Source organism: Erythrobacter donghaensis (assembly GCF_001557325.1).
GTDB classification, from domain to species: domain Bacteria; phylum Pseudomonadota; class Alphaproteobacteria; order Sphingomonadales; family Sphingomonadaceae; genus Erythrobacter; species Erythrobacter donghaensis_B.
The window spans coordinates 25,402-48,106 of sequence record NZ_LSJS01000060.1 but is presented as its reverse complement, the minus strand read 5'-3'; the positions used below and the strand labels follow the sequence as shown (position 1 = coordinate 48,106).

The 22,705-nt window shown below is 68.3% G+C and carries 21 protein-coding genes; 11 read left to right on the top strand and 10 right to left on the bottom strand.

Going from position 1 to position 22,705, the window contains the following annotated elements; translation table 11 throughout:
• From AX692_RS19960 to AX692_RS02870, 4 genes are all read left to right on the top strand, one after another.
• Window positions 1–719: hypothetical protein (locus AX692_RS19960; protein ID WP_230961027.1), on the top strand; the 719-nt coding region annotated here is incomplete at its 5' end.
• Between the two features lie 14 nt (window positions 720–733).
• Window positions 734–1,384 carry a CoA transferase subunit B gene (locus tag AX692_RS02880; RefSeq protein ID WP_073974914.1) on the top strand — a complete coding sequence of 217 codons (651 nt, stop codon included), beginning with the start codon at window positions 734–736 and terminating at the stop codon, window positions 1,382–1,384.
• On the top strand, window positions 1,384–2,268 hold the full coding sequence (locus AX692_RS02875; RefSeq protein ID WP_073974913.1) for an alpha/beta hydrolase: 885 nt from the start codon (window positions 1,384–1,386) through the stop codon (window positions 2,266–2,268). The genes AX692_RS02880 and AX692_RS02875 overlap by 1 nt, the downstream gene beginning before the upstream one ends.
• 3 nt (window positions 2,269–2,271) lie before the next feature.
• Window positions 2,272–3,435, top strand: a complete 1,164-nt coding sequence (locus AX692_RS02870) for a CaiB/BaiF CoA transferase family protein (RefSeq protein WP_073974912.1) — start codon at window positions 2,272–2,274, stop codon at window positions 3,433–3,435.
• A 10-nt stretch (window positions 3,436–3,445) separates the two neighbouring features.
• On the opposite strand, the gene AX692_RS02865 is transcribed toward AX692_RS02870, so the two are convergent.
• The 7 genes from AX692_RS02865 to hisS form a co-directional block, all read right to left on the bottom strand.
• Window positions 3,446–4,642 carry a DUF418 domain-containing protein gene (locus AX692_RS02865; protein ID WP_081095092.1) on the bottom strand — a complete coding sequence of 399 codons (1,197 nt, stop codon included), beginning with the start codon at window positions 4,640–4,642 and terminating at the stop codon, window positions 3,446–3,448.
• Window positions 4,643–4,664: 22 nt separating this feature from the next.
• Complete coding sequence (gene metK / locus AX692_RS02860) at window positions 4,665–5,876, bottom strand: methionine adenosyltransferase (protein WP_073974911.1); 1,212 nt, start codon at window positions 5,874–5,876, stop codon at window positions 4,665–4,667.
• A gap of 97 nt (window positions 5,877–5,973) precedes the next feature.
• Window positions 5,974–7,602, bottom strand: coding sequence for an apolipoprotein N-acyltransferase (gene lnt, locus AX692_RS02855; RefSeq protein WP_073974910.1), 1,629 nt, complete (start codon window positions 7,600–7,602; stop codon window positions 5,974–5,976).
• Window positions 7,603–7,607: 5 nt separating this feature from the next.
• Window positions 7,608–8,396: a DUF4167 domain-containing protein gene (locus AX692_RS02850; RefSeq protein ID WP_073974909.1), complete on the bottom strand. Its 789-nt coding sequence runs from the start codon at window positions 8,394–8,396 to the stop codon at window positions 7,608–7,610.
• Between the two features lie 275 nt (window positions 8,397–8,671).
• Window positions 8,672–9,508 carry a peptide chain release factor N(5)-glutamine methyltransferase gene (gene prmC / locus AX692_RS02845; RefSeq protein WP_073974908.1) on the bottom strand — a complete coding sequence of 279 codons (837 nt, stop codon included), beginning with the start codon at window positions 9,506–9,508 and terminating at the stop codon, window positions 8,672–8,674.
• Entirely contained in the window at window positions 9,505–10,572 is a 1,068-nt protein-coding gene (gene prfA / locus AX692_RS02840; RefSeq protein ID WP_073974907.1) for a peptide chain release factor 1, read from the bottom strand. The genes prmC and prfA overlap by 4 nt, the downstream gene beginning before the upstream one ends.
• 115 nt (window positions 10,573–10,687) lie before the next feature.
• On the bottom strand, window positions 10,688–11,935 hold the full coding sequence (gene hisS / locus AX692_RS02835; RefSeq protein ID WP_073974906.1) for a histidine--tRNA ligase: 1,248 nt from the start codon (window positions 11,933–11,935) through the stop codon (window positions 10,688–10,690).
• A gap of 102 nt (window positions 11,936–12,037) precedes the next feature.
• Here hisS and ppa point away from each other — a divergent pair, with 102 nt between their 5' ends.
• Window positions 12,038–12,568 (top strand): inorganic diphosphatase, encoded by a 531-nt coding sequence (ppa, locus tag AX692_RS02830; RefSeq protein ID WP_073974905.1) that lies wholly within the window; start codon window positions 12,038–12,040, stop codon window positions 12,566–12,568.
• Window positions 12,569–12,837: 269 nt separating this feature from the next.
• Here ppa and AX692_RS02825 read toward each other — a convergent pair whose 3' ends face one another.
• The gene (locus tag AX692_RS02825; protein WP_073974904.1) at window positions 12,838–13,209 is read right to left on the bottom strand and encodes a hypothetical protein; all 372 of its coding nucleotides are present in this window, start codon (window positions 13,207–13,209) and stop codon (window positions 12,838–12,840) included.
• A 253-nt stretch (window positions 13,210–13,462) separates the two neighbouring features.
• Between AX692_RS02825 and lptB the strand changes: the two genes are divergently transcribed.
• The 6 genes from lptB to AX692_RS02795 all read left to right on the top strand — a co-directional run bounded on the left by lptB (window position 13,463) and on the right by AX692_RS02795 (window position 19,256).
• Window positions 13,463–14,242, top strand: coding sequence for an LPS export ABC transporter ATP-binding protein (lptB, locus tag AX692_RS02820; protein ID WP_073974903.1), 780 nt, complete (start codon window positions 13,463–13,465; stop codon window positions 14,240–14,242).
• An 11-nt stretch (window positions 14,243–14,253) separates the two neighbouring features.
• Entirely contained in the window at window positions 14,254–15,750 is a 1,497-nt protein-coding gene (gene rpoN, locus AX692_RS02815; protein ID WP_073974902.1) for an RNA polymerase factor sigma-54, read from the top strand.
• A 203-nt stretch (window positions 15,751–15,953) separates the two neighbouring features.
• Window positions 15,954–16,649, top strand: a complete 696-nt coding sequence (gene ctrA / locus AX692_RS02810; RefSeq protein ID WP_017665026.1) for a response regulator transcription factor CtrA — start codon at window positions 15,954–15,956, stop codon at window positions 16,647–16,649.
• A gap of 176 nt (window positions 16,650–16,825) precedes the next feature.
• Complete coding sequence (trmB, locus tag AX692_RS02805; RefSeq protein WP_073974901.1) at window positions 16,826–17,527, top strand: tRNA (guanine(46)-N(7))-methyltransferase TrmB; 702 nt, start codon at window positions 16,826–16,828, stop codon at window positions 17,525–17,527.
• An 85-nt stretch (window positions 17,528–17,612) separates the two neighbouring features.
• Window positions 17,613–18,626 (top strand): glycoside hydrolase family 43 protein, encoded by a 1,014-nt coding sequence (locus AX692_RS02800; protein ID WP_073974900.1) that lies wholly within the window; start codon window positions 17,613–17,615, stop codon window positions 18,624–18,626.
• A gap of 129 nt (window positions 18,627–18,755) precedes the next feature.
• Complete coding sequence (locus AX692_RS02795; RefSeq protein ID WP_073974899.1) at window positions 18,756–19,256, top strand: ferritin-like domain-containing protein; 501 nt, start codon at window positions 18,756–18,758, stop codon at window positions 19,254–19,256.
• A 15-nt stretch (window positions 19,257–19,271) separates the two neighbouring features.
• On the opposite strand, the gene AX692_RS02790 is transcribed toward AX692_RS02795, so the two are convergent.
• Both AX692_RS02790 and AX692_RS02785 read right to left on the bottom strand, forming a co-directional pair.
• Window positions 19,272–20,396: an aminotransferase class V-fold PLP-dependent enzyme gene (locus tag AX692_RS02790; protein WP_073974898.1), complete on the bottom strand. Its 1,125-nt coding sequence runs from the start codon at window positions 20,394–20,396 to the stop codon at window positions 19,272–19,274.
• A 4-nt stretch (window positions 20,397–20,400) separates the two neighbouring features.
• Entirely contained in the window at window positions 20,401–22,674 is a 2,274-nt protein-coding gene (locus AX692_RS02785; protein WP_073974897.1) for an NADP-dependent malic enzyme, read from the bottom strand.
• Window positions 22,675–22,705: the final 31 nt, after the last annotated feature.

Genomic DNA, 22,705 nt, shown 5'->3' with positions numbered 1-22,705 from the left:
CGCCTGTGCCCACGCCGACCCCGACCCCGGCCCCGTCGCTCGTGGCCGTGGCGCCCGCGCCTGCGCCGACACCTGCGGCAACCCCCGCCCCCGCGCCCGTCGCGGCTGCGCTCGGGCCACTGGCCGACTATCCCGATCCCGCTCGCCCGATCCCGGCCGGGCAGGCGAACTTCGCGCGTTTCGTGCGCTACAGCCAAGCCTCGGCACGTCAGGCCGCGCAAGGCGCCGAACTGCCCTCGGCAGTGCTCAGCGATCCGGTCGCCCTCGACGGCAAGCGCCGTCGCTGTGCGGCCGGCGAGCAGCTTGTCGCGGTGATCGATCTCGATCCGGCGGGGGGCATCTTCGCGCCGCCCGCCACGCCCGCCAAGCAGCCCGGCCTCGCGCTCGGCCTGGCGGTGCTGCGCGAGGCGGGGGTGGAGATCGCCTGGCTCTCCGACCTCGCGACCGTACAGTCGGGCGCGCTGCGCACGGCGCTCGAGCAATCGGGGCTCGACCCGCGCGGGCAGGACATCATCTCGCTGCGGCGCGAAGAGGGCGATGCCAAGGACCAGCGCCGCGCCAATCTTGCCGGGATCGCCTGCATCATCGCCATCGCGGGCGACGAGCGCACCGATTTCGACACCCGCTTCAAATATCTGCGCAGCCCCGAGGCGGGCGCAGGGATCGAGCCGCTGATCGGCGACGGCTGGTTCCTGATCGAGCCGCTGCTGGGCCAGTAAGGACACCTCTTTCCATGACGACGCTTCCCACAGGCTGGACCCGCGACCAGATGGCCGCCCGCGCCGCGCGCGAACTCAAGGACGGCTACTACGTCAACCTCGGCATCGGCATCCCCACGCTGGTGGCCAACCACATCCCCGAAGGCATGCTGGTGACGCTCCAGAGCGAGAACGGGATGCTCGGCATCGGGCCCTTCCCCTATGATGACGAGGTCGATCCCGACCTGATCAACGCCGGCAAGCAGACGATCTCCGAACTGCCGCACTCGGCCTATTTCGATTCCGCGACCAGCTTCGCGATGATCCGCGGCGGGCATATCGACCTCACCGTCCTGGGCGCGATGGAGGTGGCCGAGAACGGCGACATTGCCAACTGGATGATCCCGGGCAAGATGATCAAGGGCATGGGCGGGGCGATGGACCTTGTCGCAGGCGTCAAGAAGATCATCGTGGTGATGGACCACACCGCCAAGGACGGCTCGCCGAAGTTCATCCCCGCCTGCACCCTGCCGCTGACCGGCGCGGGGGTGGTCGACATGATCATCACCAACCTCGCGGTGTTCCAGCGCCCCGCCAAGGGCGAGCCCTTCCGCCTGATCGAGATGGCACCGGGCGTCACCGAGGCCGACATCGCGGCGAGCACCACCGCGCATTACGTCCTCTGATGCGGCGCAAGCTCGCGCTTGGCGGCCTTGCGCTGGCCGCGGCGGTCGGCGGGGTGCTGGCCTTCACCTCGCCGCCGCGCCTGCTGTCCTGGTATGACCGCGTCACCGGCGGCGCGGGCGGCGCGCGGTTGGTGGCCGAAGGCGTCGCTTTCGGCACCAACGGCCAAAGCCTCGACATCTGGAAGCCCGACGGCGAGGCCGGAACGCCGCTCCCTGTCGTCATCTTCTGGTACGGCGGCGGCTGGGCCAAGGGCGACCGCACCTCCTATGCCTTTGCCGGACGGGCACTGGCGCGCGAGGGCTTCCTCGTGGTCATCCCCGATTACCGCAAGGTGCCCGAGATCCGCTTTCCCGCCTTCCTCGACGATGCTGCCGAGGCGGCGGCGTGGACCCAGAACAACATTGCGCAGCACGGCGGCGACCCCACGCGGATCGCCTTCATGGGTCACTCGGCCGGCGCCTATCAGGCGGTGATGCTGGCGCTCGACGCCAAGCGGCTGACTGCGGCGGGGGCAGACCCGGCGGGCGTCAAGGCCGCCGTCGGCCTCTCCGGCCCCTACGACTTCTACCCCTTCGACAAGCCGCGCTCGATCGCCGCCTTCAGCCAGTGGCCGCGCCCCGAGGAGACGCAGCCGATCACCTTCGCCCGCGCCGACGCCCCCGCGATGCTGCTCGTCACCTCGGACGGCGACGAGACCGTGCGTCCGAAGAACGCGAACAACCTCGGCGCGAAGCTCCAGAGGCTGGGCGCGCGGGCCGAGGTCGTAAACTACGGCCCGCTCACCCACGAGGAGGTGGTGATGGCGCTCTCGGTCCCGTTCCGCGCCAAGGGCCCGGTGCTCGCCGACTCCGTCCGCTTCCTCAAGGCCGAGCTGGGGCGCTAGGCGATGTGGCTCGATCAGCCCCGCAACCCCGCCGCCCCGCTCGCCGGGCTCAAGGTTCTCGAGCTCGCCCGCGTGCTCGCCGGCCCTTTCTGCGGCCAGATCCTCGCCGACTTGGGCGCCGACGTGATCAAGGTCGAGAGCCCCGAGGGTGACGGCACCCGCCTGTGGGGCCCGCCCTGGGTGGAGCGCACCGACGCCGAGGGCCGTATCCACCGCGAGGCGGCCTATTACCACGCCTGCAACCGCGGCAAGCGCGGGGTCGTCGCAGACTTCGCCGACCCTGGCGATCTCGCCCGCGTGAAAGCCTTGGCCGCCGGGGCCGATGTCCTCATCGAAAACTTCAAGACCGGCAGCCTCGCCAAGTTCGGCCTCGACTACCCCTCCCTTGCCGCCGCCAACCCCGGCCTCGTCTATTGCTCGATCACCGGCTTCGGCCAGACCGGCCCGCGCGCGCACGAGGCGGGATACGACTTCGTCGCGCAAGGGATGAGCGGGCTGATGTCCCTGACCGGCGAGCCCGCGGGCCATCCGGTCAAGATGGGCATTTCGATCAGCGATCTTGCCACCGGCGTGTGGGCGGCGAACGGCGTGCAGGCGGCGCTGCTGATGCGCGCGCGGGCGGGCCCAATGCAGGGGAGGGGCCAGCAGGTCGACATGAGCCTGCTCGATTGCTCGGTGGGCCTGCTCGCCAACCAGGCGACCTACCTCTTCACCACCGGCCACAACCCGCCGCGGATGGGCAATGCCCACGCGCAGGTCGCCCCATACGGGGTCTTCGCCGTGAGCGACGGCCACGTGATCCTCGCGCCCGCCAATGACGGGCTATTCCACAAGCTGATGGCGGTGCTTGGGCTCGAGCACCTCGGCGCCGACCCGCGCTTTGCCGCCAACGGCGACCGTACCGCCAACGCCGCCGCTCTGGACGCCGAGATCGCGGCTGCCACCGCCCGGTGGAGCAAGCAGGGCCTGCTCGATGCCTGCCACGAAGCGGGCGTTCCGGCCGGGCCGATCAACCGCCTCGACGAGGTCTTTGCCGATCCGCAGGTGGTCGCCCGCGGGATGCGGATCGAGCTTGGCGGGATGGCGGGGGTGCGCAGCCCCTTCACCTTCTCCGATGCCGAACTGGCGCTCGACCGCCCTTCGCCGATGCACGGCCAGGACGGTTAGGCGGGCACGCCTAGGACAGGGTTCGCGCCGCCCTTCGCCATAGCCGCTCGAACGGCCCCTGTCCCCGCTTCGCCAGCCATGGAGGCGACCATGCCAGCATCCCGGCGACCGGCACCAGTCCGAGCGCGAAGGCCTGCCAGCGGCTGACCTCGCCGAACAGGCCGAGGCCCCACGAGGCAAAGACGCCCGCGAGGATCACGCTGGTCATCAGGTAGTTGGTGAGCGACAGTCGGCCGACACTCGCCAGCCGCGCCGTCACCGCTCCGGGCGCGCCGAGGAAGGCCATGGCGAGCGCGGCGTAGCTCAGCGCCAGTGCCATGTCGAAAGGGGCCGAGAGCAGCAGCGCCGCCGGCCCGACCAGCGCGGCGGGAAAGCCGGTCATCACCAGCACCCCCGCCAGCCCCAGCAGGCCGGGCAGGGCGACCAGCGCGGCGAGCCCGGCGACGCGCTGGAGCCGGAAGGTGCGCCACGCGCCCTTCAGCATCCCGCCGCGCCACAGCCCCATCCCGAGCGCGATCGCCGAGAGGTTCAAGGGCAGCGCCGCCACCAGCGCGGTCATCTGCGCCGGGATGCCGAGCGTGCGGCGCACCACACGCTCGGAGAATGCTTCGCGCCCCTGCTCGAGCAGCGCGGCAATCGCGGCCGGGTCGCGCCCGAACTGGCGCTCGGCCCACAGCAGCAGCTCGGAGCCCTCTCGGCCTGTCGCCCACGCCGCCGCCGCCGGGCCGAGCAGCGCCAGGCCGAGGAACAGGTGGACGCCGAGCAGCCCCAGCGAGACCGTCACCAGCGCGCGGGCGGAAAGCCCCGCGAGCAGCGGCAGGGCAAGCCCGGCGAGGGCATAGGCGCGCAGCACATCGTTGCTGGCCAGCAGCGTCGCATGGACGAGGCCGATCGCGAACAGCACGATCATGCGGGCATAATGCGCGCGCCACGGGTGCGGACCTGCGCGCTCGATCAGGATCAGGCACCCCGCGCCGAACAGCATGGCGAAGAGCGTGCGGAACTTGTCCTCGATGAAGACGAAGCTCGCCAGCCACACCCAGTAATCGGCCGGGCCGACCCCGCCGAAGCTCAAGGGGTTGTAATAGGCCGGCCCCGGCATCGCGAAGGCCAGCACGTTCATCCCGACGATGCCGATCACGGCAATGCCGCGCAGCGCGTCGAGCGCGAGGATGCGTTCAGAAGGGGGAGGGGTGGGTGCCGTCACGGACAGCACCCATACCCGAAAATCAGGCGAGCGCAGCCTTCAGATCGTCGACCAGATCGAGGCGCTCCCACGGGAAGAAGTCGCCTTCCGCGGTGCGGCCGAAGTGGCCGTAGGCGGCGGTCGGCTGGTAGATCGGCTTGTTGAGGCCGAGATGCGTGCGGATCGCGCGCGGGGTCAGGCCGCCGAGCTTGGCGATGCCGAGGATTGCCTGCTCGATCTTGTCGTCGCCGACGGTGCCGGTTTCGTGGGTGTCGACATAGAGGCTGAGCGGCTTCGACACGCCGATCGCATAGGCGATCTGGATGGTGCAGCGCGTGGCGAGGCCAGCGGCGACCACGTTCTTGGCGAGGTAGCGGGTGATGTAGGCGGCCGAGCGGTCGACCTTGGTCGGGTCCTTGCCGCTGAACGCGCCGCCGCCATGCGGGGCCGCGCCGCCATAGGTGTCGACGATGATCTTGCGGCCGGTGAGGCCGGCGTCGCCATCGGGGCCGCCGATCTCGAAGCTGCCGGTGGGATTGATGAAATATTCGGTCTCGCGCAGCAGCACCGGCGGGATCACGTCGGCGATCACCTTCTTGACGTAGGCCTCGAGCTCGGCCTGCTTGGCCGGATCGTTCTCGTCATAGCCCTTCTTGTGCTGGGTCGAGACCACCACCGCGGTCGCGGCGACCGGCAGCGAGCCTTCGTAGCGCAGGGTCACCTGGCTCTTGGCGTCGGGCTCGAGGAAGGGCGCGGCGCCCGAGTGGCGGTCGGCGGCCATGCGCTCGAGGATCTTGTGGCTGTAGTAGAGCGTCGCGGGCATCAGGCCCGGGGTCTCGTCGGTGGCGTAGCCGAACATGATGCCCTGGTCGCCCGCGCCTTCATCCTTGTTCTCGCCCGCGTCCACCCCTTGCGCGATGTGCGCCGACTGGCCGTGCAGGCGGTTGATGAATTCGAGCTTCTCCCAGTGGAAGCCGTCCTGTTCGTAACCGATGCGCTTGACCGTGTTGCGGACGGTCGCCTCGATTTCTTCCTTGGCGCCCGGGGCCCATTCGCCGTTCTCGTAGACGCCCTTGCAGCGGATCTCGCCCGCCAGCACGACCAGCTGGGTGGTGGTGAGGGTTTCGCAGGCGATGCGCGCTTCGGGGTCCTTGGACAGGAACAGATCGACGATCGCGTCCGAGATCTGGTCGGCGACCTTGTCGGGGTGACCTTCGGAGACGCTTTCGGAGGTGAACAGGTAGTTGGTGCGCATTGATGTCCCCCGGGGGCTGGAATGGCGTGGTCCGGCGGGGGCGGCACCTTATAGAGATATAAGGAAACCTTTATGTCCCGCTTTCTTGCGCAACGCCCTAGCCGCGCGCGCGGACAAGCGCAAGCACTCTCGGAATTGCGAGGCCGAGCGCGAGGAACGCCGCCGCCCATGCGAGGGTGAGGATGTGGCCGAGGCGTGCGAACAGCGTCGGCGGGTTGGCCTCGGGCACGAAGCCTTCCAGCTTGTCGGCCTTGCCCATGCCGATGTGCTCGCGCACCACGCCGTTGGCATCGATCACCGCGCTGATCCCGGTGGTGGTCGAGCGCAGAACGGGAAGCCCCTCTTCGATCGCCCGCATCCGCGCCTGCGCGAGGTGCTGCGGCGGGCCCCAACTGCCGAACCAGCCGTCGTTGGAGGGATTGAAGATGTAGTCGGGGCGATTCGCCTTGTCGACGACGTGGCCGGAGAAGACGATCTCGTAGCAGATCATCACCCCCGCCTTGCCGTGCACGCCCAGATCGAGCGTGCGCGGGCCGGGGCCGGGCAAGTAGTCGATGCTCCCTGCCACCAGCCGCGACAGTCCGAGCGGTTCGAGGATCGGGCGCATCGGCAGATATTCGCCATAAGGCACCAGATGCGCCTTGTCGTAGCCGCCGCGGATCCGGCCCGAACCGTCCAGCGCCATCACCGAATTGCGCGCGCTCACCGCGCCGCGCCGCCCGCTCGGCATGGTGCCGATGTTGAGGTTGACCACGCCCGTCAGCAGCGTCGATTGCGGCCCGATCACCGTGCCGATCCGCCGCCGCGCCAACCGCGGATCGCCGCCCGCGGTCATCTCGAAATAGTAGCGCTCCGGGTAGCCCTCCTCGAGATAGTCGGGGATCGCGCTTTCCGGCCACAGCACGATCCGCGACGCCTCGCGCCCGGGCGCGGTGAGGCGCGCGATGCGGGTGAACTGCGCGTCGAACCTGGAGCGGTCGTTGATCTCGGATTGCGGGATGTAGGGCTGGACGAGGGTATACTGGACCGCGCCGGCGGGCCGCGTCAATTCTATGGCAAGGCTCGGGAGCAGCATCATGGCCGCCAAGACCAGCGCGCCGCCCGCTGCCGGCAGCCAGCGCCGCGCGGTGACGGCGGCCAGCAGCAGCGCGGCGATCAGCACCGCGACGCCGGACAGCGCATAGGTGCCCAGCCACGGCAACACCCGCGCCAGACCCGGGGTGTCCCACGTCCCCAGCAGCATCAGCCCCAGGGGCGGCCACGGATAGCCGGTGAACACCCAGCCGCGCAGCCACTCGGCGGTGATCCACGCGCCCGCGAGCACCAGCCCGAAGGCCCACAGCGGGCGCTTCTTCGCCAACAGGTGCGCCGCCAACGCCGCCAGCATCGGGTAGACCGCGAGGTAGACGCACAGCAGCGGCACCGCGGCCCACCCGAGCACCTCGGGCATCTTGGCCTGATGGGTGAAGGCGGTGGCGATCCAGTTGTTGGCGAGCGTCAGATGCGCCCAGCCGAACAGCCAGCCGCGCGCCGCAGCCTGCTTCCAGTTGTCGGCGGAATGGATCAGCCACACGAACCCCGCCAGCGCGGCGAGGCCCAGCGGCCAAAGGTGGAGCGGCGGGTAGGCGCAGGCAGCGATCAGCCCCAGCGCAATGGCCGTCAGCGCCGGAAAGCGCTGCGCCAGTTCAGGCACCTTGGCCGCGGCGGCCGCCAGCCGCTCCCGCATGGCGCTTACTCGACGGTTTCGAGCGTGCCGCTGTCCCCGCCTGCGTCGTCACCGCGGATCGAGGGCGGGAGGATCGAGCTGTCGATGCCGCCCTGACCACCCGAGCGCTCGCCGTCATCGACGCTCTTGCGGGGCTTGCGGGTGCGGGCGGGCTTTTCCGCACGCTGTTCGGCAGCCGGACGCTCGGCCCGCTCGCCGCGTTCGGGACGCTCGGCCCGCTTCTCGCCGCGGTCCTGCCGGTTGCCGTCGCGCTCGCCGCTGCGCGGTTTGCGCTGCTGCTGCTGGCGACGCTGGCCGCGGGGCCGGTCATCACCGCGATCATCGCCGCGATCGTCGTTACGGTCCTCGCCCTGGCGATCATCGGCAAGGAAGCTCTCGCCCTCCTGCCCCGGCTCGCCCTCGTTCACATCGGTGTTGCCGATATTCTCGGGCTGTTCGTAGGGCGAGCGGGTCGGCGTGTCGCTGCGACGGCCGAAGTCGAAATCGTCCTCGAAATCGTCGCCCGCATCGCGCTCGTCCTGACGCCGGCCTGCGCCATTGCCGCCGCGCTGCTCGTCCTGGCGCGCCTTGTTGTCGGCGATCACGCGGAAATAGTGGTCCGCGAACTGGAGGTAGTACTCCATCTGCACGCGGTCGCCATTGTGCTGGGCGTCCTGCGCGAGCTTCTTGTACTTGTCGAGCATCTGCGGGGCATTGCCGCGCGCCCGGCTGTCGATGCGGTTCAGTTGAGCGCCGCCTCCGCCCTGGTTGCGGTTGCCGCGCCCGCGACGCCGGTTATTGCGATTGTTATTCAAGGAAAACGTTCCTTAACAGCGACCTGGCGCGAGATAACAATGTTCGCGCGGTCAACAGACCCCTTGCCCTTGCGTCACGTCTGGCCCTGACTTTGGGCCGTGCCAAAAGCGTGCCGCGTGCTCCGCGCTTGATGCTGCCGGGGGCGAGCCCTCACGGCGGTATCAGCTGAGTTCAGGAGCTTGGCCCAGCGGTTTGCGCCCTTCGCAATCCATCCGGCCTTGCCAAGACGTAGCGATGCCGAACGGGTTTGCCAAGCCCCGCCCGCGTAATTCTGTCACGTGAGCAGCAAGGCCCGGGCGCGGCCCGCAAGGTCGCGGCGTAGCGCCGTGGCGAATCCCGCAGCCTGCGCGAGGGCTCCCACGGCCTCGGCCTGATTCGCCCCGATCTCGAGCACCGCGAGCGCGGCCTCGTTCATCAGCGCGCGCAAATGCGGAATCAGCACGCGGTAATCGTCGAGCCCCTCGGGCCCGGCGAACAGCGCGCTGGCGGGCTCGAACGCGGCCACCTGCCGGTCGAGCACGGCGTCCGCCTCGACATAGGGCGGATTGCAGAGGATCAGGTCGAAGGTGCCGAGCCCCTCGGCCCATCCCGCCGCGTGCCAGTCGCCCTCGCGGAACTCCGCCTGCGGGCTCAGGCCCAGGGCTTCGGCATTGCGCGCCGCCACCGCGACGGCTTGCGGAGCGCGGTCGATCCCCACCCCTTGCGCCTGCCGCAGATAGGCCAGCACCGCGAGCAGCAGCGCCCCCGATCCGGTGCCGAGATCGAGCACCCGCGCCGCATCGGGCTTCGCCTCGAGCGCTGCGGCGACCAGCGTCTCGCTGTCGCCGCGCGGGATCAGGGTGGCGGGGGTGACATGCAAGGGCAGGCCGTAGAACTCCTGAGACCCGGTGATATAGGCGACCGGCTCGTGCCCCGCGCGCCGCTTGACCAGCGCGGCGAAACCGGGCGGCGCGGGGTCGCGCATGTGGCGCAGCAGCAGCTCGGAACGGGTGACGCCGAAGAGGTGCGCCATCAGCAGCTCGGCATCGAGCCGCGCGGTGTCGCTGACGGGCGCGAGGCGTTCGGCGGCGGCGCGGATGGCTTCGCCGACGGTATTGCCGCCCCCGGTCACTCGGCGAGCGCCGCGAGCCGCTTGCCCTCGTCCTCGGCGATCAGCGCGTCGACCAGCTCGGCGAGGCCCGGCCCGGCGAGGACTTCCTCGAGCTTGTGCAGGGTGAGGCCGATGCGGTGATCGGTGACGCGCCCTTGCGGGAAATTATAGGTGCGGATGCGCTCGGACCGGTCGCCGCTGCCGACCATCGCCTTCCTCGCCTCGGCCTCGGCGCCTTGCGTGGCCTCGCGCTGAGCATCGTAGAGCCGCGTGCGCAGCACCTGCATCGCCTTTTCCTTGTTCTTGTGCTGGCTGCGTCCGTCCTGGCAGGTGACGACCGTGCCGGTCGGCAGGTGGGTGATGCGCACCGCCGAGTCGGTGGTGTTGACGTGCTGGCCCCCGGCCCCGCTCGCGCGGTAGACGTCGATCTTGAGGTCCTTGTCCTCGATCTGGATGTCGACCTCGTCGGGCTCCGCCAGCACCGCGACCGTCGCCGCCGAGGTGTGGATGCGCCCGCCGCTTTCAGTCACGGGCACGCGCTGGACGCGGTGGACGCCGCTTTCGAACTTGAGCTTGGCGAAGACGCCCGTGCCGGTGACGTTGGCGATCACTTCCTTGTAGCCGCCGATATCGCTGGCGGCGATGCTGACGGGTTCGACGCGCCAGCCCTGCTCGGCGGCGTATTTCTCGTACATGCGGTAGAGATCGGCGGCGAAGAGCGCGGCCTCGTCGCCCCCGGTGCCGGCGCGGATTTCGAGCATCGCGGGCTTGGAGTCGGCAGAGTCGCGCGGCAGCAGCGCGATGGCGAGGCGGCGCTCGAGATCGGGGAGGGTGGATTTGAGGCTGGCGAGTTCCTCCTCGGCCATCGCCTTCATCTCGGGATCGGCGAGCATGTCGGTCAGCCCCGCCATTTCCTCGCGCGCGGCCTTCACCTCGGCGGCGATCCTGGCGACGGGTTCGAGCTCGGCATAGTCGCGGCTGGCGCGGACGAAGGCCTCGCCCTCGAGCGTTCCGCTCGCCATGCGCGCTTCGAGCTCCGCAAAGCGGTGCGCGATCTGGTCAAGGCGTTCGGGGGGGATTTGCATGTCTGGCTTCTCTTACTCGTCATGCTGAACTCGTTTCAGCATCCATTCTTCCGGTTCGGGCCGCGGTGCGAGCGGCGCGATGGACCCTGAAACAAGTTCAGGGTGACGAGGGGGGCTAATAGTACGGGCGGAGTGTGCCCAAAACTTCCGCTTCGGGGTGGCCGCCCGTAACGCTGTGCGCCATTTCGGGCTTCAATGAGAGGATCACCTTTGGTGCCCGCTTGACCGCTTTGTCGTAGCGCTTTCTCAATGATCCGGAGGCGACCAGCTCGGCAGTAAAGCCTGCCCGGCGGACGTCGCCAATGAGGCCGATCGCCTCGCCAACGCGTGCATCATCCTCAACCACGATGATGAGGTCGGCAGGCTCCTCCTCCCGCGCCCCCACCAGCATCGCCAGCCGCTCGATCCCCGCGGCCCACCCCACCGCCGGGGTCGGCGCGCCGCCGAGCGATTCCATCAGCCCGTCATAACGCCCGCCGCCGAGCACAGTGCTCTGCGAACCCAGTGCAGCCGCCGAAGCGCTGCCCTCGTCAGGGATGAACTCGAACGCCGTGTGGCGGTAGTAGTCGAGGCCCCGGACGAGGCTCTGAGCCCGCACCCACTTCACCCCCGCCGCATCGAGCCCGCTGGTCACCGCCGCGAAGAAGGCCGAAGCCTCCTCCGACAGAAAGGCGTCGATCTTCGGCGCATCCGCCAGGAACGGCTTGTCGCGCGGGTCCTTCGAATCGAGGATCCGCAGCGGGTTCTTCTCCAGCCGCTCCTGCGATTCCTCGGACAGCTGGTCCTTCACCGCCCGGAAGTAGCCAATCAAAGCCGCCCGCCACGCCTCGCGGCTCGCGCCGTCGCCCAAAGTGTTGAGGTGCAGGGTGACGTCGTTGATGCCCAGCTCCTTGAGCAACTGGTCCGCCATCGCCAGCAGCTCGACATCGGCCTGCGGCTCGCCCGCGCCGATCACTTCGGCGTCGATCTGGTGGAACTGGCGGTAGCGGCCCTTCTGCGGGCGCTCGTAGCGGAACAGCGGCCCGTGGGTCGCCACCTTCAGCGGCGCATACTGCTGCCAGCCATTGGTGAGAAACGCGCGCGCGATCCCGGCGGTGAATTCGGGGCGCAGGGTGAGGCTCTCGCCGCCGCGGTCGTCGAAGGAATACATCTCCTTCGACACCACGTCGGTTGTCTCGCCAAGCGAGCGCGCGAACACCTCGGTCTTCTCGAACACCGGCATTTCCACCCGGCGGAAGCGGTAGAGGCGGCGGACGCGCTCGAAGGTTTCGACCACGAAGGCGAAGGCCTCGGCATCGGCGCCGAAGATGTCCTGGGTGCCGCGGATGGCGCCGGGAGTTTTGGCGGGTGTCTTCTTGCTCATAAGCCCGCGCGATTAGGCTCACACAGCCTCTTTCGCAATCCTGCGGCACCGATTAAGGGCGCCCGCGTTACCTCTCACACGCACATCATAAAGAGACCAGCCATGCGCATCGACAAGATCCCCACCGGCGTGAATCCGCCCGACGATCTCAACGTGATCATCGAGGTGCCCACCGGCGGCGAGCCGGTGAAGTACGAATTCGACAAGGAAAGCGGCGCGCTGTTCGTCGACCGCATCCTCCACACGCCGATGCGCTATCCGGCCAATTACGGCTTCGTGCCGCACACCCTCTCGCCCGATGGCGATCCGCTGGATGCGCTGGTGATCTCGCGCTCGCCCTTCATCCCGGGCTGCGTGGTGCGCGCGCGGCCGATCGGCGTGCTCAACCTCGAGGACGAGCAGGGCGGCGATGAAAAGCTGATCTGCGTGCCGGTGAACGAGACGTTCCCCTATTACGCGGACGTGATCGAGACCAGCGATCTGCCGAACATCATCTTCCAGCAGATCGAGCACTTCTTCACCCACTACAAGGATCTCGAAGCCGAGAAGTGGGTGCGCGTGGGCAAGTGGGGCAACGCCGCCGAGGCGCGGCAGATCACCATCGAGGCGATCGAAAGGTATCAAGGGGCATAGTTAGCGCAGCCGCCTCCGCGGCTGCGTCCTCGGCGCCGTTCCTGCGCTGCGCTCCGGGCACCTGCGGGCGGCCGCTCGGCCTCGCGGCCCGTCCGTTGGTGGGCCGAGTCAGTGTGAACATCAACGGGATGCGCTGGGATCGGTCGCTTTAGCGACCGCAAGCCCGACCGGGCGCCCGCAGCGATGGGGCCGCCAGGCCCGTGAGCGAGGATTTCGCAGCCCGGAGGGGCTGCGGCACACAAAGACTCCCGCGGAGGCGGCTGCGAAACCTAAAACACGCTCAACAGCATCTTGAAGATCAGCGCGAGGCCGAAGGGCAGGCCGATCGCCATCGCCCACAGCGCGGTCACGTCGCGGCGGAACTCGCCCGCGAGCGACGGGTCGGCGGCCTCGGCGTCGGAGAGCACCGCCCAGCGCTTCTCGAACCAGCGGCACACCGGGATGATCCCCGCGACGAGCACGATCAGCGCGAGATAGGGAAGCGCGGTGGAGGAGCCCTCGGACAGCGCCTTCACCGTCACGAAGATCTGGAGCGCGGTGTAGGCCAGGAGGCCGTAGGCGACATGGTCGCTCATCGCCTTGCGCCAGTCGCGCTTGCGAGCGACCGGAAGGGTTGCAGCCTGCTTGTCCGATTTCACCATTCGCGCCGCTCCCCAGTGGCCGTCTGTTAAGGTCGCAGTATCGCAAAGCTGTCGCGGAGTTGCAATAAGCCGCGCGCAGACGCAGCATTGTTGCGTGCGCCGCAAGAGACGCGGGGCAAGCCGCTCTAATCGCGCGTGGTTCTGCCGCCTGACACCCGATTGCAACGCGATTGTCTCACCACTAAGCAAAAATCCTGCCAAACCCACTGCGCCACTTTCCTCAACCCGTCATGGTGCTAAAGACTCGGGCGCTATGAGCACGACGACCCTCTCCGACGCCTCGCGCGAGGCCGAACCCGTCCAGCCGCTCGGGAGCGGGCTCGAGGTCATCTCGATCGCCAAGAGCTATGACAAGCGCAGCGTTCTCACCGATATCTCGCTCAGCGTCGCCAAGGGTGAGGTCCTCGGGCTGCTGGGCCCCAACGGGGCGGGCAAGACCACCTGCTTCTATTCGATCATGGGGCTGGTGAAGCCGGATTCGGGCCGCATCCTGATGGACGGCGAGGATGTCACCAATCTGCCGATGTACCGCCGCGCGATCCTCGGCCTCGGCTACCTGCCGCAGGAAACCAGCATTTTCCGCGGCATGACCGTGGAGCAGAACATCGCCTGCGTGCTCGAACTGGTCGAGCCCGACAAGGCGACGCGGGCGAGCGAACTGGAACGCCTGCTCGAAGAATTCGGCCTCACGCGGCTGCGCGAGTCGCCCGCCATGGCGCTCTCCGGCGGTGAACGCCGCCGCTGCGAGATCGCCCGCGCGCTTGCCGCCAAGCCCTCGATCATGCTGCTCGACGAGCCCTTCGCAGGGATCGACCCGCTCTCGATCAGCGACATCCGCGATCTGGTGAAGGACCTGAAGCAGCGCGGCATCGGGGTGCTGATCACCGATCACAACGTGCGCGAGACGCTCGACATCGTCGACCGCGCCTGCATCATCTATGGCGGGCAGGTGCTGTTCGCCGGATCCCCGCAGGAACTGGTCGCCGACGAGAACGTGCGGCGGCTCTATCTCGGCGAGAGCTTCACGCTGTAGCGGAACAAGGCATGGCATTGGGCCCCCGCCTCGATATCCGGCAGACGCAATCGCTGGTGATGACGCCGCAATTGCAGCAGGCGATCAAGCTGCTGGCGGCCTCCAACCTCGAGATCGAGACCTTCATCGCCGAGGCGCTCGAGGCCAATCCGCTGCTCGACACCGGCGGGCCTTCCGATCCCGGCGAACCCGAAAGGATCGAGATCGCCGCGCCCGCGGGTGAGGAGGCGACCGCCGATCAGCTGATGCTCGCGGGCGGGGGCGAGGGCGATGCCCCGCTCGATCTGGGCGCGGTCGACCGCGATTTCGACACCGGGGACGGCGCGGGGCCGAGCATGCGCGACGCGGAGTGGGGCGCGGCTAGCGGCTCCGGGGGCGACTTCGACGACATGCCCGACTGGGAGCAGCTGCGCGCCGCAGAGGTGACGCTGGCCGAGCATCTCGAAGGCCAGATCGGCGCGCTTGCGAGCGACCCGCAGACGGCCTTCATCGCGCGCCACATCATCGGCCTCCTCGACGAGGCTGGCTATCTCACCGTGCCGCTCGAGGAAGTCGCCGACGATCTCGGGGTCGACATCTTCGAGGCCAAGGCGGGGTTGCGGCTGGTGCAGTCGCTCGACCCCTCGGGCGTCGGCGCGCGCAACCTCGCCGAATGCATCGCGATCCAGGCGCGCGAGGCTGACCGTTACGACCCCTGCATGAAGGCGCTGATCGACAATCTCGACCTCGTGGCGCGCGGCGAGGTCGAAAGATTGAAGCGCCTGTGCCGCGTCGACGACGAGGATTTCGCCGACATGCTGCGCGAGCTGCGCAGCTACAACCCGCGCCCCGGCCTCGCCTTCGCGCCCGCCGAGACCGGCACCGTGGTCCCCGACATCCTCCTCACCGCCAATGCGGCCGGCGGCTGGGACATCGCGATCAACGAGGAGACGCTGCCCAAGCTGATCGTCAACCGCAGCTATTATCTGGAACTCAACCGGGGGGCGACCAACAAGGAATCGCAAGGCTGGCTCAAGGAGAAGCTGGCCGACGCGCACTGGCTGATCCGCGCATTGGACCAGCGCCAGAAGACGATCCTCAAGACCGCCGCCGAGATTGTCAAGCAGCAGGACGGCTTCTTCCGCCGCGGCGTATCCGAACTGCGCCCGCTCACCTTGCGCGAGGTGGCCGAGCAGATCGGCATGCACGAGAGCACGGTGTCCCGGGTGACCTCCAACAAATACCTGTGGTGCGAGCGGGGAACCTTCGAGCTCAAATACTTCTTCACCAGCGGCGTCGGTTCGGCGGATGGCGAGGGCGCATCCTCTGCCGCGATCAAGGCCAGGATCAAGGCACTGATCGACGCCGAGACCGCGAAGAACATCCTCTCCGACCAGCAATTGGCCGAAATGCTCCAGAAGGAAGGCTTCGACCTAGCGCGGCGCACCGTGGCCAAATACCGCGAGGCGATCGGTCTCGGCTCCAGCGCGGAACGGCGGCGTGCGAAGAAGCTGGCAGGGGCCTCTTAGGACTTTCCCTCAGGCGACGCGCCATTCCTAAACCCCTAGCCTCTCTTGGATTTCCACCCATCCGGGGTGTGACTCGAAAGACTCACTCCAAAAAGTTAACGCTCTAAACTTCTTATTAACCTTTTTTGGTGAGAAGTGGCGTGGTTAACAGGCGACAACCTCTCCTAAGCGGGGGTTACCAGGGGTAAGACAGGGGTACAGCAATGCGCGTTCTGCTCATCGAAGACGAACCGACCACCGCCAAGGCGATCGAGCTGATGCTCACGACCGAAGGCTTCAATGTCTATTCGACCGACCTCGGCGAAGAGGGTTTGGACCTCGGCAAGCTGTATGATTACGACATCATCCTGCTCGACCTGAACCTCCCCGACATGCATGGCTACGACGTGCTCAAGAAGCTGCGCGTCGCCAAGGTGCAGACCCCGGTGCTGATTCTGTCCGGCATCAGCGAGATGGATTCGAAGATCCGCAGCTTCGGCTTCGGGGCCGACGATTACGTCACCAAGCCGTTCCACCGCGAGGAACTGGTCGCCCGCATCTATGCCGTGGTGCGCCGGAGCAAGGGCCACTCGCAGTCGGTGATCCGTACCGGCAAGCTCGCCGTGAATCTCGACGCCAAGACGGTCGAGGTCGATGGTGCCCGCGTGCACCTCACCGGCAAGGAATATGCGATGCTCGAGCTGCTCTCGCTCCGCAAGGGCACCACGCTGACCAAGGAAATGTTCCTCAACCACCTCTATGGCGGGATGGACGAGCCCGAGCTCAAGATCATCGACGTGTTCATCTGCAAGCTGCGCAAGAAGCTCTCGCTGGCCTGCGGCGGTGACAACTACATCGAGACCGTCTGGGGCCGCGGCTACGTGCTTCGCGACAGCGAGACCGAGGTCGAAGCGGCGTAATTGGCTTTTCGAGGGCGCCTCCGCGCCCTCGTCCTCGGCGCGGTTTCGATCCCTGTGGGATCGAGCGCCTGCGGCTCGCGCCGTGCGCTCGCGGCCCTTTGGGCCGGGTCGCCGCACTGAAGTGAAAGTGGACGCTCGGGGTGGTCATGCCCCGGGCGTTTTTCTATGGGCGCCCCATGACGGCATTCAAGGAAGGCGATCCGACCACCATAGCGCGGCTCTATGGCCGTTCGGTCGGCAAGAAGCTGCGCACCTATCAGCAGGGCTTGGTCGACAACCTCCTGCCGCAGATCGCCGTGCCTGCCGAGGGGCCGGTGACCAGCGAGGGGCTGTTCGGCGATGCGCGCCCGCTGCATTTCGAGATCGGCTTCGGCGGCGGCGAGCATCTCGCCTATCGTGCTGACCTGCTCCCCGATCACGGCTTCATCGGCGCCGAGCCCTTCGTCAACGGCGTCGCGCAGGCGCTGACCCATGTGGCCGATCAGCGCCTCGCAAATATCCGCCTGCATCATGGCGATGCATTGGAGGTGCTCCAGCGCGTGCCCGATGGCGCGCTGACGATGCTCTACCTGCTCCACCCCGATCCCTGGCCCAAGGCGCGCCACGCCAAGCGCCGGATGATGAACGACGGCCCGGTGCGATTGTTCGCCGAGAAGCTCAAGCCCGGCGGAGAGTTCCGCTTCGGCACCGACCACGCGGTCTACCTGCGCCACGCGCTGATGGTCATGCAGCGTCACACCGACCTGTTCGAGTGGGTGGTGGAGAAGCCGCAAGACTGGCAGGTCCGCCCCTCCGGCTGGCCCGAGACCCGCTACGAACACAAGGCGCGCACGGTGTACGGGCACGAGGTGTGGTATTTCCGGTTCCGGCGGCGGTGAGGCGGTTTGGCGCGGGCTCCTTGCCAGCGTGATTAAATCATATAAATGAAGTCTGACAGCGCCGCTATGTGCGCGGAGGCCCGTCATGATCCGGTTCCAGCTCACCCTTGCTCCCTTGGTGCTGGCAGGATGCGCGAGCGTGACGCCCGCAAGCGCGCCGAGCGGCCCCCACATTGCCATCGACGCCGACTTCCCCGATCCCGCCGTGCTGCGTGCCGATGACGGCACCTTCTATGCCTATGCCACGCAAGCCTCGGCCCAAGGCCGGCAGGTCAACATCCAGATCGCCCGCTCGCCCGATCTGCGCGCATGGCAGCACCTCGGCAATGCGCTCCCCGTGAAGCCCGTCTGGGCGAGCCGGACGCAGGACTTCTGGGCACCGCATGTCGCGAAGGTCGAGGGGCGCTACCTGCTCTACTATTCGGCCAAGCCCGACGCGGCGCTCGATGACCCGGCGCGGGGCCTGTGCCTCGCGGTCGCCACCTCTGACAGCCCCGAAGGGCCTTTCACCGACACCGGCCAGCCGCTGCTGTGCGGCCCAGGTTTCGTCAACATCGATCCGATGCTGTTCGAGGACCCGGCGACGGGCAAGCGCCTTCTCTACTGGGGCTCGGGCTTCGGGCCGGTCAAGGTGCAGGAGATGACGCCCGACGGTCTCGCCTTCGCCCCCGGCAGCGCGGCAATCGACCTCGTCGCGCCCGTGCCGACCGACGATCCCGCCAACTACCGCCGCCTCATCGAAGGGGCGTGGGTCACCTATCGCGAGGGCTGGTACTACCTGTTCTTCTCGGGCGACAATTGTTGCGGGCCCAAGGCGCATTACGCGGTGATGGTGGCCCGCTCGCGCTCGGCGATGGGACCGTTCGAGGTCCATCCGGCAAACGGCGGCGTGATCCTCGCAGCCTCGCCCGGGTGGATCGCGCCAGGGCACAACGCGGTGATCGAGACGGACGCGGGCGAGACCTTGATCCTCTACCACGCGGTCGATGCGGCCCGCCCGCGCACCCGCCCCGAGGACGAGGTCAACACCCGCCGCATCATGCTCACCGCGCCGCTGGTGTGGCGCGATGGCTGGCCGGTGTTCGCCCCGCGCGATTAGCCTCGCCTCGCCGCAAGGGCCCCGCGCCTCGTCGGATCCGGCGCCGCGGTGCTCACCCATGACAGGGTCGGGCAGTGCCCGGGCGGACAGGGTGTGCGCCACGCAACCTGTCAAAGGAAGGCCAGACCCATGACCATCAGCACCCTGAAGGACCTCTATGTCGACCAGCTTCAGGACCTCTACAGCGCCAACCGGCAGGCATTGAAGGCGACCCAGGAACTGCGCGAGGCAGCGCATTCGGCCCACTTGCGCAGCGCGCTCGGCGCGGGTGCGGAGGGCATCGAGCAGGGCTTGGAGCAGATCAAGCGCCTGATCGAGGGGCACGACGCCAACCCGCGCGGTGAGCATTGCCGGGGCATGGAAGGCCTCGTCGCCGAGGCCCGCGCGCACGGCGTGGAGGCGGACTTCTCGGACGAGGACGTGCGCGATGCCTCGATCATCGCGCAGTACCAGCGCATGACCCATTACGGCATCTCGGGCTACGGCACGCTGGCGGCCTTCGCCCGCAAGCTCGGGCTGGAGGAGGACGCGGGCGTGCTCGCGCAGTGCCTCGAGGACACCCGGGGCGGCGACCGGAAGATGACCGCGATTGCCTCGGGCGAGGTGAACCCCGCGGCGGCCGAGGCCTGAGGCTCAGGGCGCGGCTCAGCCGAGCGCGGCGATCAGGGCCTCGGCGTCGGCCTCGTCGTTGTAGAGGTGCGGGGTGACGCGCAGCGATGCCCCGCGCAGCGAGACGTGGACGTTGCGCTGCGCCAGGCGCTCGGTAAGGCCCCCGGGCACGCCGCTGCCGAAGCCGAGCGACAGGAAATGGGCTGCGCGCACGCCGACCGGCGCGGCCTCCATGCCCAGCGCTGCCGCCCTTGCCGCGATGGCTTCGCTCTTGGCGGCGAGGGCCCCGGCAATCGCCTCGACGCCGAATTCGAGCAGGAAATCGAGCCCCGCGCTCGCGCCCATCAGCAGCGGGGGGTTGGACTTCTCGCCCATGTCGAAGCGCCGCGCGCCGGGCTGGAAATCCTCGCGGTAATCGACCAGCCGGGCGAAATCCTCCGAGCCCGCGCGGTTGATCCAGTTGTGCTCGATCGGTCGCCCTTCGTGGTGGCGCGGGGCGACGTAGAGCATCCCGGTGCCATAGGGCCCCATCAGCCACTTGTAGCAGGCCGCGACCGCGAAGTCGGGATCGACCGCGGCGAAATCGAGCGGCATCGCGCCCAGCGACTGCGTCAGGTCGAGCACCAGCGCTGCGCCGAAGCGGCGCGCCTTTTCGCCGACCGCGACCAGATCGACCACCCGCCCGTCGGCCCAGTGGCAGTGCGGCACGGCGACGATCCCGGTGTCGGGGCCGATGGCATCGAGCACGGCCTCGCTCCAGCAGCTCTGCGAGGGCCGCTCGACCGCGCGCACCCGTCCGCCCACGCGCGCGGCGAGGTCCTGCCAGACATAGACGTTGGAGGGGAACTGGTCCGCCAGCGTCACCACCTCCTGCCCGCGCGCAAGCGGCACGTTGGCGGCGGCAACCGCGAGGCCATAGCTCGCCGAGGGCACGATCGCGATGCAGTCGGCAGGAACCCCCGCCAGCCGCGCCGCGCGCTCGCGGAAGTGCTCGGCGACCGTGAAGAAATCGGCCGGGCGGTAGCGCCACGGGCTCGCCTTGGCGCGCGCGCCTTCGTCCATTGCCGCGATCACGGCGTGGCTGAGCGGTGCCATATAGGCGCAGTTGAGGTAGTGAACCTCGGGCGGGATCGCGAAACGGTCGCGCTGGCAGGGGATCACGGCGTCAGCCCACGACCCCCGCGCCCGCCAGCACCGCCAGCGTCAGCACATCGGGCACGCTCGCGGTCATCGGCACGATCTGTACCGGCTTTTCCATGCCGATCATCATCGGGCCGATGGTGGCATTGCTCCCCAGTTCGCGCAGCAGCTTGGCCGAGAGGTTCGCCGATTGCAGCCCCGGCATGATCAGCACATTGGCCGGGCCGGAGAGGCGGCTGAACGGGTAGAGCGCCATCACCCTGGGGTTCAATGCCGCGTCGGGCGCCATCTCGCCCTCGTATTCGAAGCCCGGGTCTTCCCGGTCGAGGATCGCCACCGCGGCGCGGATATTGTCGAGCCACTGGCCCGAGGGGTTGCCGAAGGTCGAATAGGACAGGAACGCCACCCGCGGCTCGTGCCCCATGCGCCGGGCGACCGCGGCGGTCTCCTTGGCGATGTGGGCGAGCGCGGCGGCATCGGGCCGCTCGTTGATGGTGGTGTCGGCGAGGAAGGTCGTGTGGTTCTTGCCGATCATCATGTGGATGCCGAAGGGCAGGCAGCCCACCTTGGGATCGAGCACCAGGTTCACCTCGCGCACGGTCTGCGCGAAGGTGCGGGTCATGCCGGTGATCATCCCGTCGCCATGCCCGAGCGCCACCAGCAGCGAGGCGAAGATGTTGCGGTCCTGGTTGACCATGCGCCGCACGTCGCGCTCGGTATAGCCGCGCCGCTGGAGCCGCTTGTAGAGGAAGGAGACCATCTGCGGCACGTGTTCGCTGTCGGCCGAGTTCTGGATCTCGAAGCTGCCCGGATCGCCGACCGAGAGCTGGTGGAGCTTGTCGAGCACCGCCTTGGTGCGGCCGACGAGGATCGGCGTGCCGTATCCGAAATCGCGGAATTGGATCGCGGCGCGCAGCACCACTTCCTCTTCCGCCTCGGCGAAGACCATGCGCTTGGGATTGGCGCGCGCCACCTCGTAGACGCCCGAAAGCACCGAGGTGGTCGGGTTGAGGCGGCTGCGCAGCTGCATGCGGTAGGCCTCGAAATCCTCGACCCGCGCCCGCGCCACGCCCGAATCCATCGCCGCCTTGGCGACCGCCGAGGATACGACCTCGATCAGCCGCGGGTCGAAGGGGGCGGGGATGATGTAGTCGGTGCCGAACTTGTGGTTCTTGCCATAGGCGGACGCGACTTCCTCGGGCACCTGCTGGCGCGCGAGCTCGGCGATGGCCTGCGCGGCGGCGACCTTCATCTCCTCGTTGATCGTGGTCGCCTGCACGTCGAGCGCGCCGCGGAAGATGAAGGGGAAGCCCAGCACGTTGTTGACCTGGTTCGGGAAGTCCGAACGGCCGGTGGCGATGATCGCGTCGGGGCGCACGGCCTTGGCCTCGTCGGGCATGATCTCGGGCACGGGGTTGGCCATGGCGAAGATGATCGGCCTGTCGGCCATCTTCTTGACCCAATCGGGCTTCAATGCGCCCGCCGCCGAGAGGCCGAGGAAGATGTCGGCGCCCGCAAGCGCTTCCTCGAGGCTGGTGGCGGTGGTGGCGACGGCGTGGGCGCTCTTCCACTGATCCATGCCCTCGCGACCCGGTGTGATCGGGCCGGAGCGGTCGCACATGATGACGTTCTCGTGGCGCACGCCCATCGCCTTGATCAGCGCGGTGCAGGCGATGGCAGCGGCGCCCGCGCCGTTGACGACGACCTTGACGTCCTTGAAATCGCGCCCGGTGATGTGACAGGCGTTGAGCAGGCCTGCCGCGGTGATGATCGCGGTGCCGTGCTGGTCGTCATGCATCACCGGGATCTTCATGCGCTCGCGCAGCGCCGCCTCGATGATGAAGCACTCGGGCGCCTTGATGTCCTCGAGGTTGATGCCCCCGAAGGTCGGCTCCATCAGCGCGACGGCGTTGATGAAGGCTTCGGGGTCTTCGGTGGCGAGCTCGATGTCGATCGAATCGACGTCGGCGAAGCGCTTGAACAGCACCGCCTTGCCTTCCATCACCGGCTTGGAGGCGAGCGCGCCCAGGTTGCCCAGCCCGAGGATCGCGGTGCCGTTCGAGATCACCGCGACCAGATTCGCCTTGGCGGTGTAGCGCGCGGCGAGCGCGGGGTCGGCAGCGATGGCCTCGACCGGCACGGCGACGCCGGGCGAATAGGCAAGGCTGAGGTCGCGCTGCGAGGTCATCGGCTTGGTGGCGACGATCTCGAGTTTCCCCGGGCGGATGGTCTCGTGGTAGAACAGCGCTTCGCGCGCGGTGAAGCCGCCCTTGTTCTGGGTGCCGCTGTCTTCGGCCATGATGCCCGATCCCCTATCCGTCCGTAACGTC

Excerpts from the sequence above, each read along its gene's own strand:
- AX692_RS02880 (WP_073974914.1), top strand. The coding sequence starts at position 734 with ATGACGACGCTTCCCACAGGCTGGACCCGCGACCAGATGGCCGCCCGC.
- AX692_RS02875 (WP_073974913.1), top strand. The coding sequence starts at position 1,384 with ATGCGGCGCAAGCTCGCGCTTGGCGGCCTTGCGCTGGCCGCGGCGGTC.
- AX692_RS02870 (WP_073974912.1), top strand. The coding sequence starts at position 2,272 with ATGTGGCTCGATCAGCCCCGCAACCCCGCCGCCCCGCTCGCCGGGCTC.
- metK (WP_073974911.1), bottom strand. The coding sequence starts at position 5,876 with ATGCGCACCAACTACCTGTTCACCTCCGAAAGCGTCTCCGAAGGTCAC.
- lnt (WP_073974910.1), bottom strand. The coding sequence starts at position 7,602 with ATGCGGGAGCGGCTGGCGGCCGCCGCGGCCAAGGTGCCTGAACTGGCG.
- prfA (WP_073974907.1), bottom strand. The coding sequence starts at position 10,572 with ATGCAAATCCCCCCCGAACGCCTTGACCAGATCGCGCACCGCTTTGCG.
- hisS (WP_073974906.1), bottom strand. The coding sequence starts at position 11,935 with ATGAGCAAGAAGACACCCGCCAAAACTCCCGGCGCCATCCGCGGCACC.
- ppa (WP_073974905.1), top strand. The coding sequence starts at position 12,038 with ATGCGCATCGACAAGATCCCCACCGGCGTGAATCCGCCCGACGATCTC.
- AX692_RS02825 (WP_073974904.1), bottom strand. The coding sequence starts at position 13,209 with ATGGTGAAATCGGACAAGCAGGCTGCAACCCTTCCGGTCGCTCGCAAG.
- lptB (WP_073974903.1), top strand. The coding sequence starts at position 13,463 with ATGAGCACGACGACCCTCTCCGACGCCTCGCGCGAGGCCGAACCCGTC.
- rpoN (WP_073974902.1), top strand. The coding sequence starts at position 14,254 with ATGGCATTGGGCCCCCGCCTCGATATCCGGCAGACGCAATCGCTGGTG.
- ctrA (WP_017665026.1), top strand. The coding sequence starts at position 15,954 with ATGCGCGTTCTGCTCATCGAAGACGAACCGACCACCGCCAAGGCGATC.
- trmB (WP_073974901.1), top strand. The coding sequence starts at position 16,826 with ATGACGGCATTCAAGGAAGGCGATCCGACCACCATAGCGCGGCTCTAT.
- AX692_RS02800 (WP_073974900.1), top strand. The coding sequence starts at position 17,613 with ATGATCCGGTTCCAGCTCACCCTTGCTCCCTTGGTGCTGGCAGGATGC.
- AX692_RS02795 (WP_073974899.1), top strand. The coding sequence starts at position 18,756 with ATGACCATCAGCACCCTGAAGGACCTCTATGTCGACCAGCTTCAGGAC.
- AX692_RS02785 (WP_073974897.1), bottom strand. The coding sequence starts at position 22,674 with ATGGCCGAAGACAGCGGCACCCAGAACAAGGGCGGCTTCACCGCGCGC.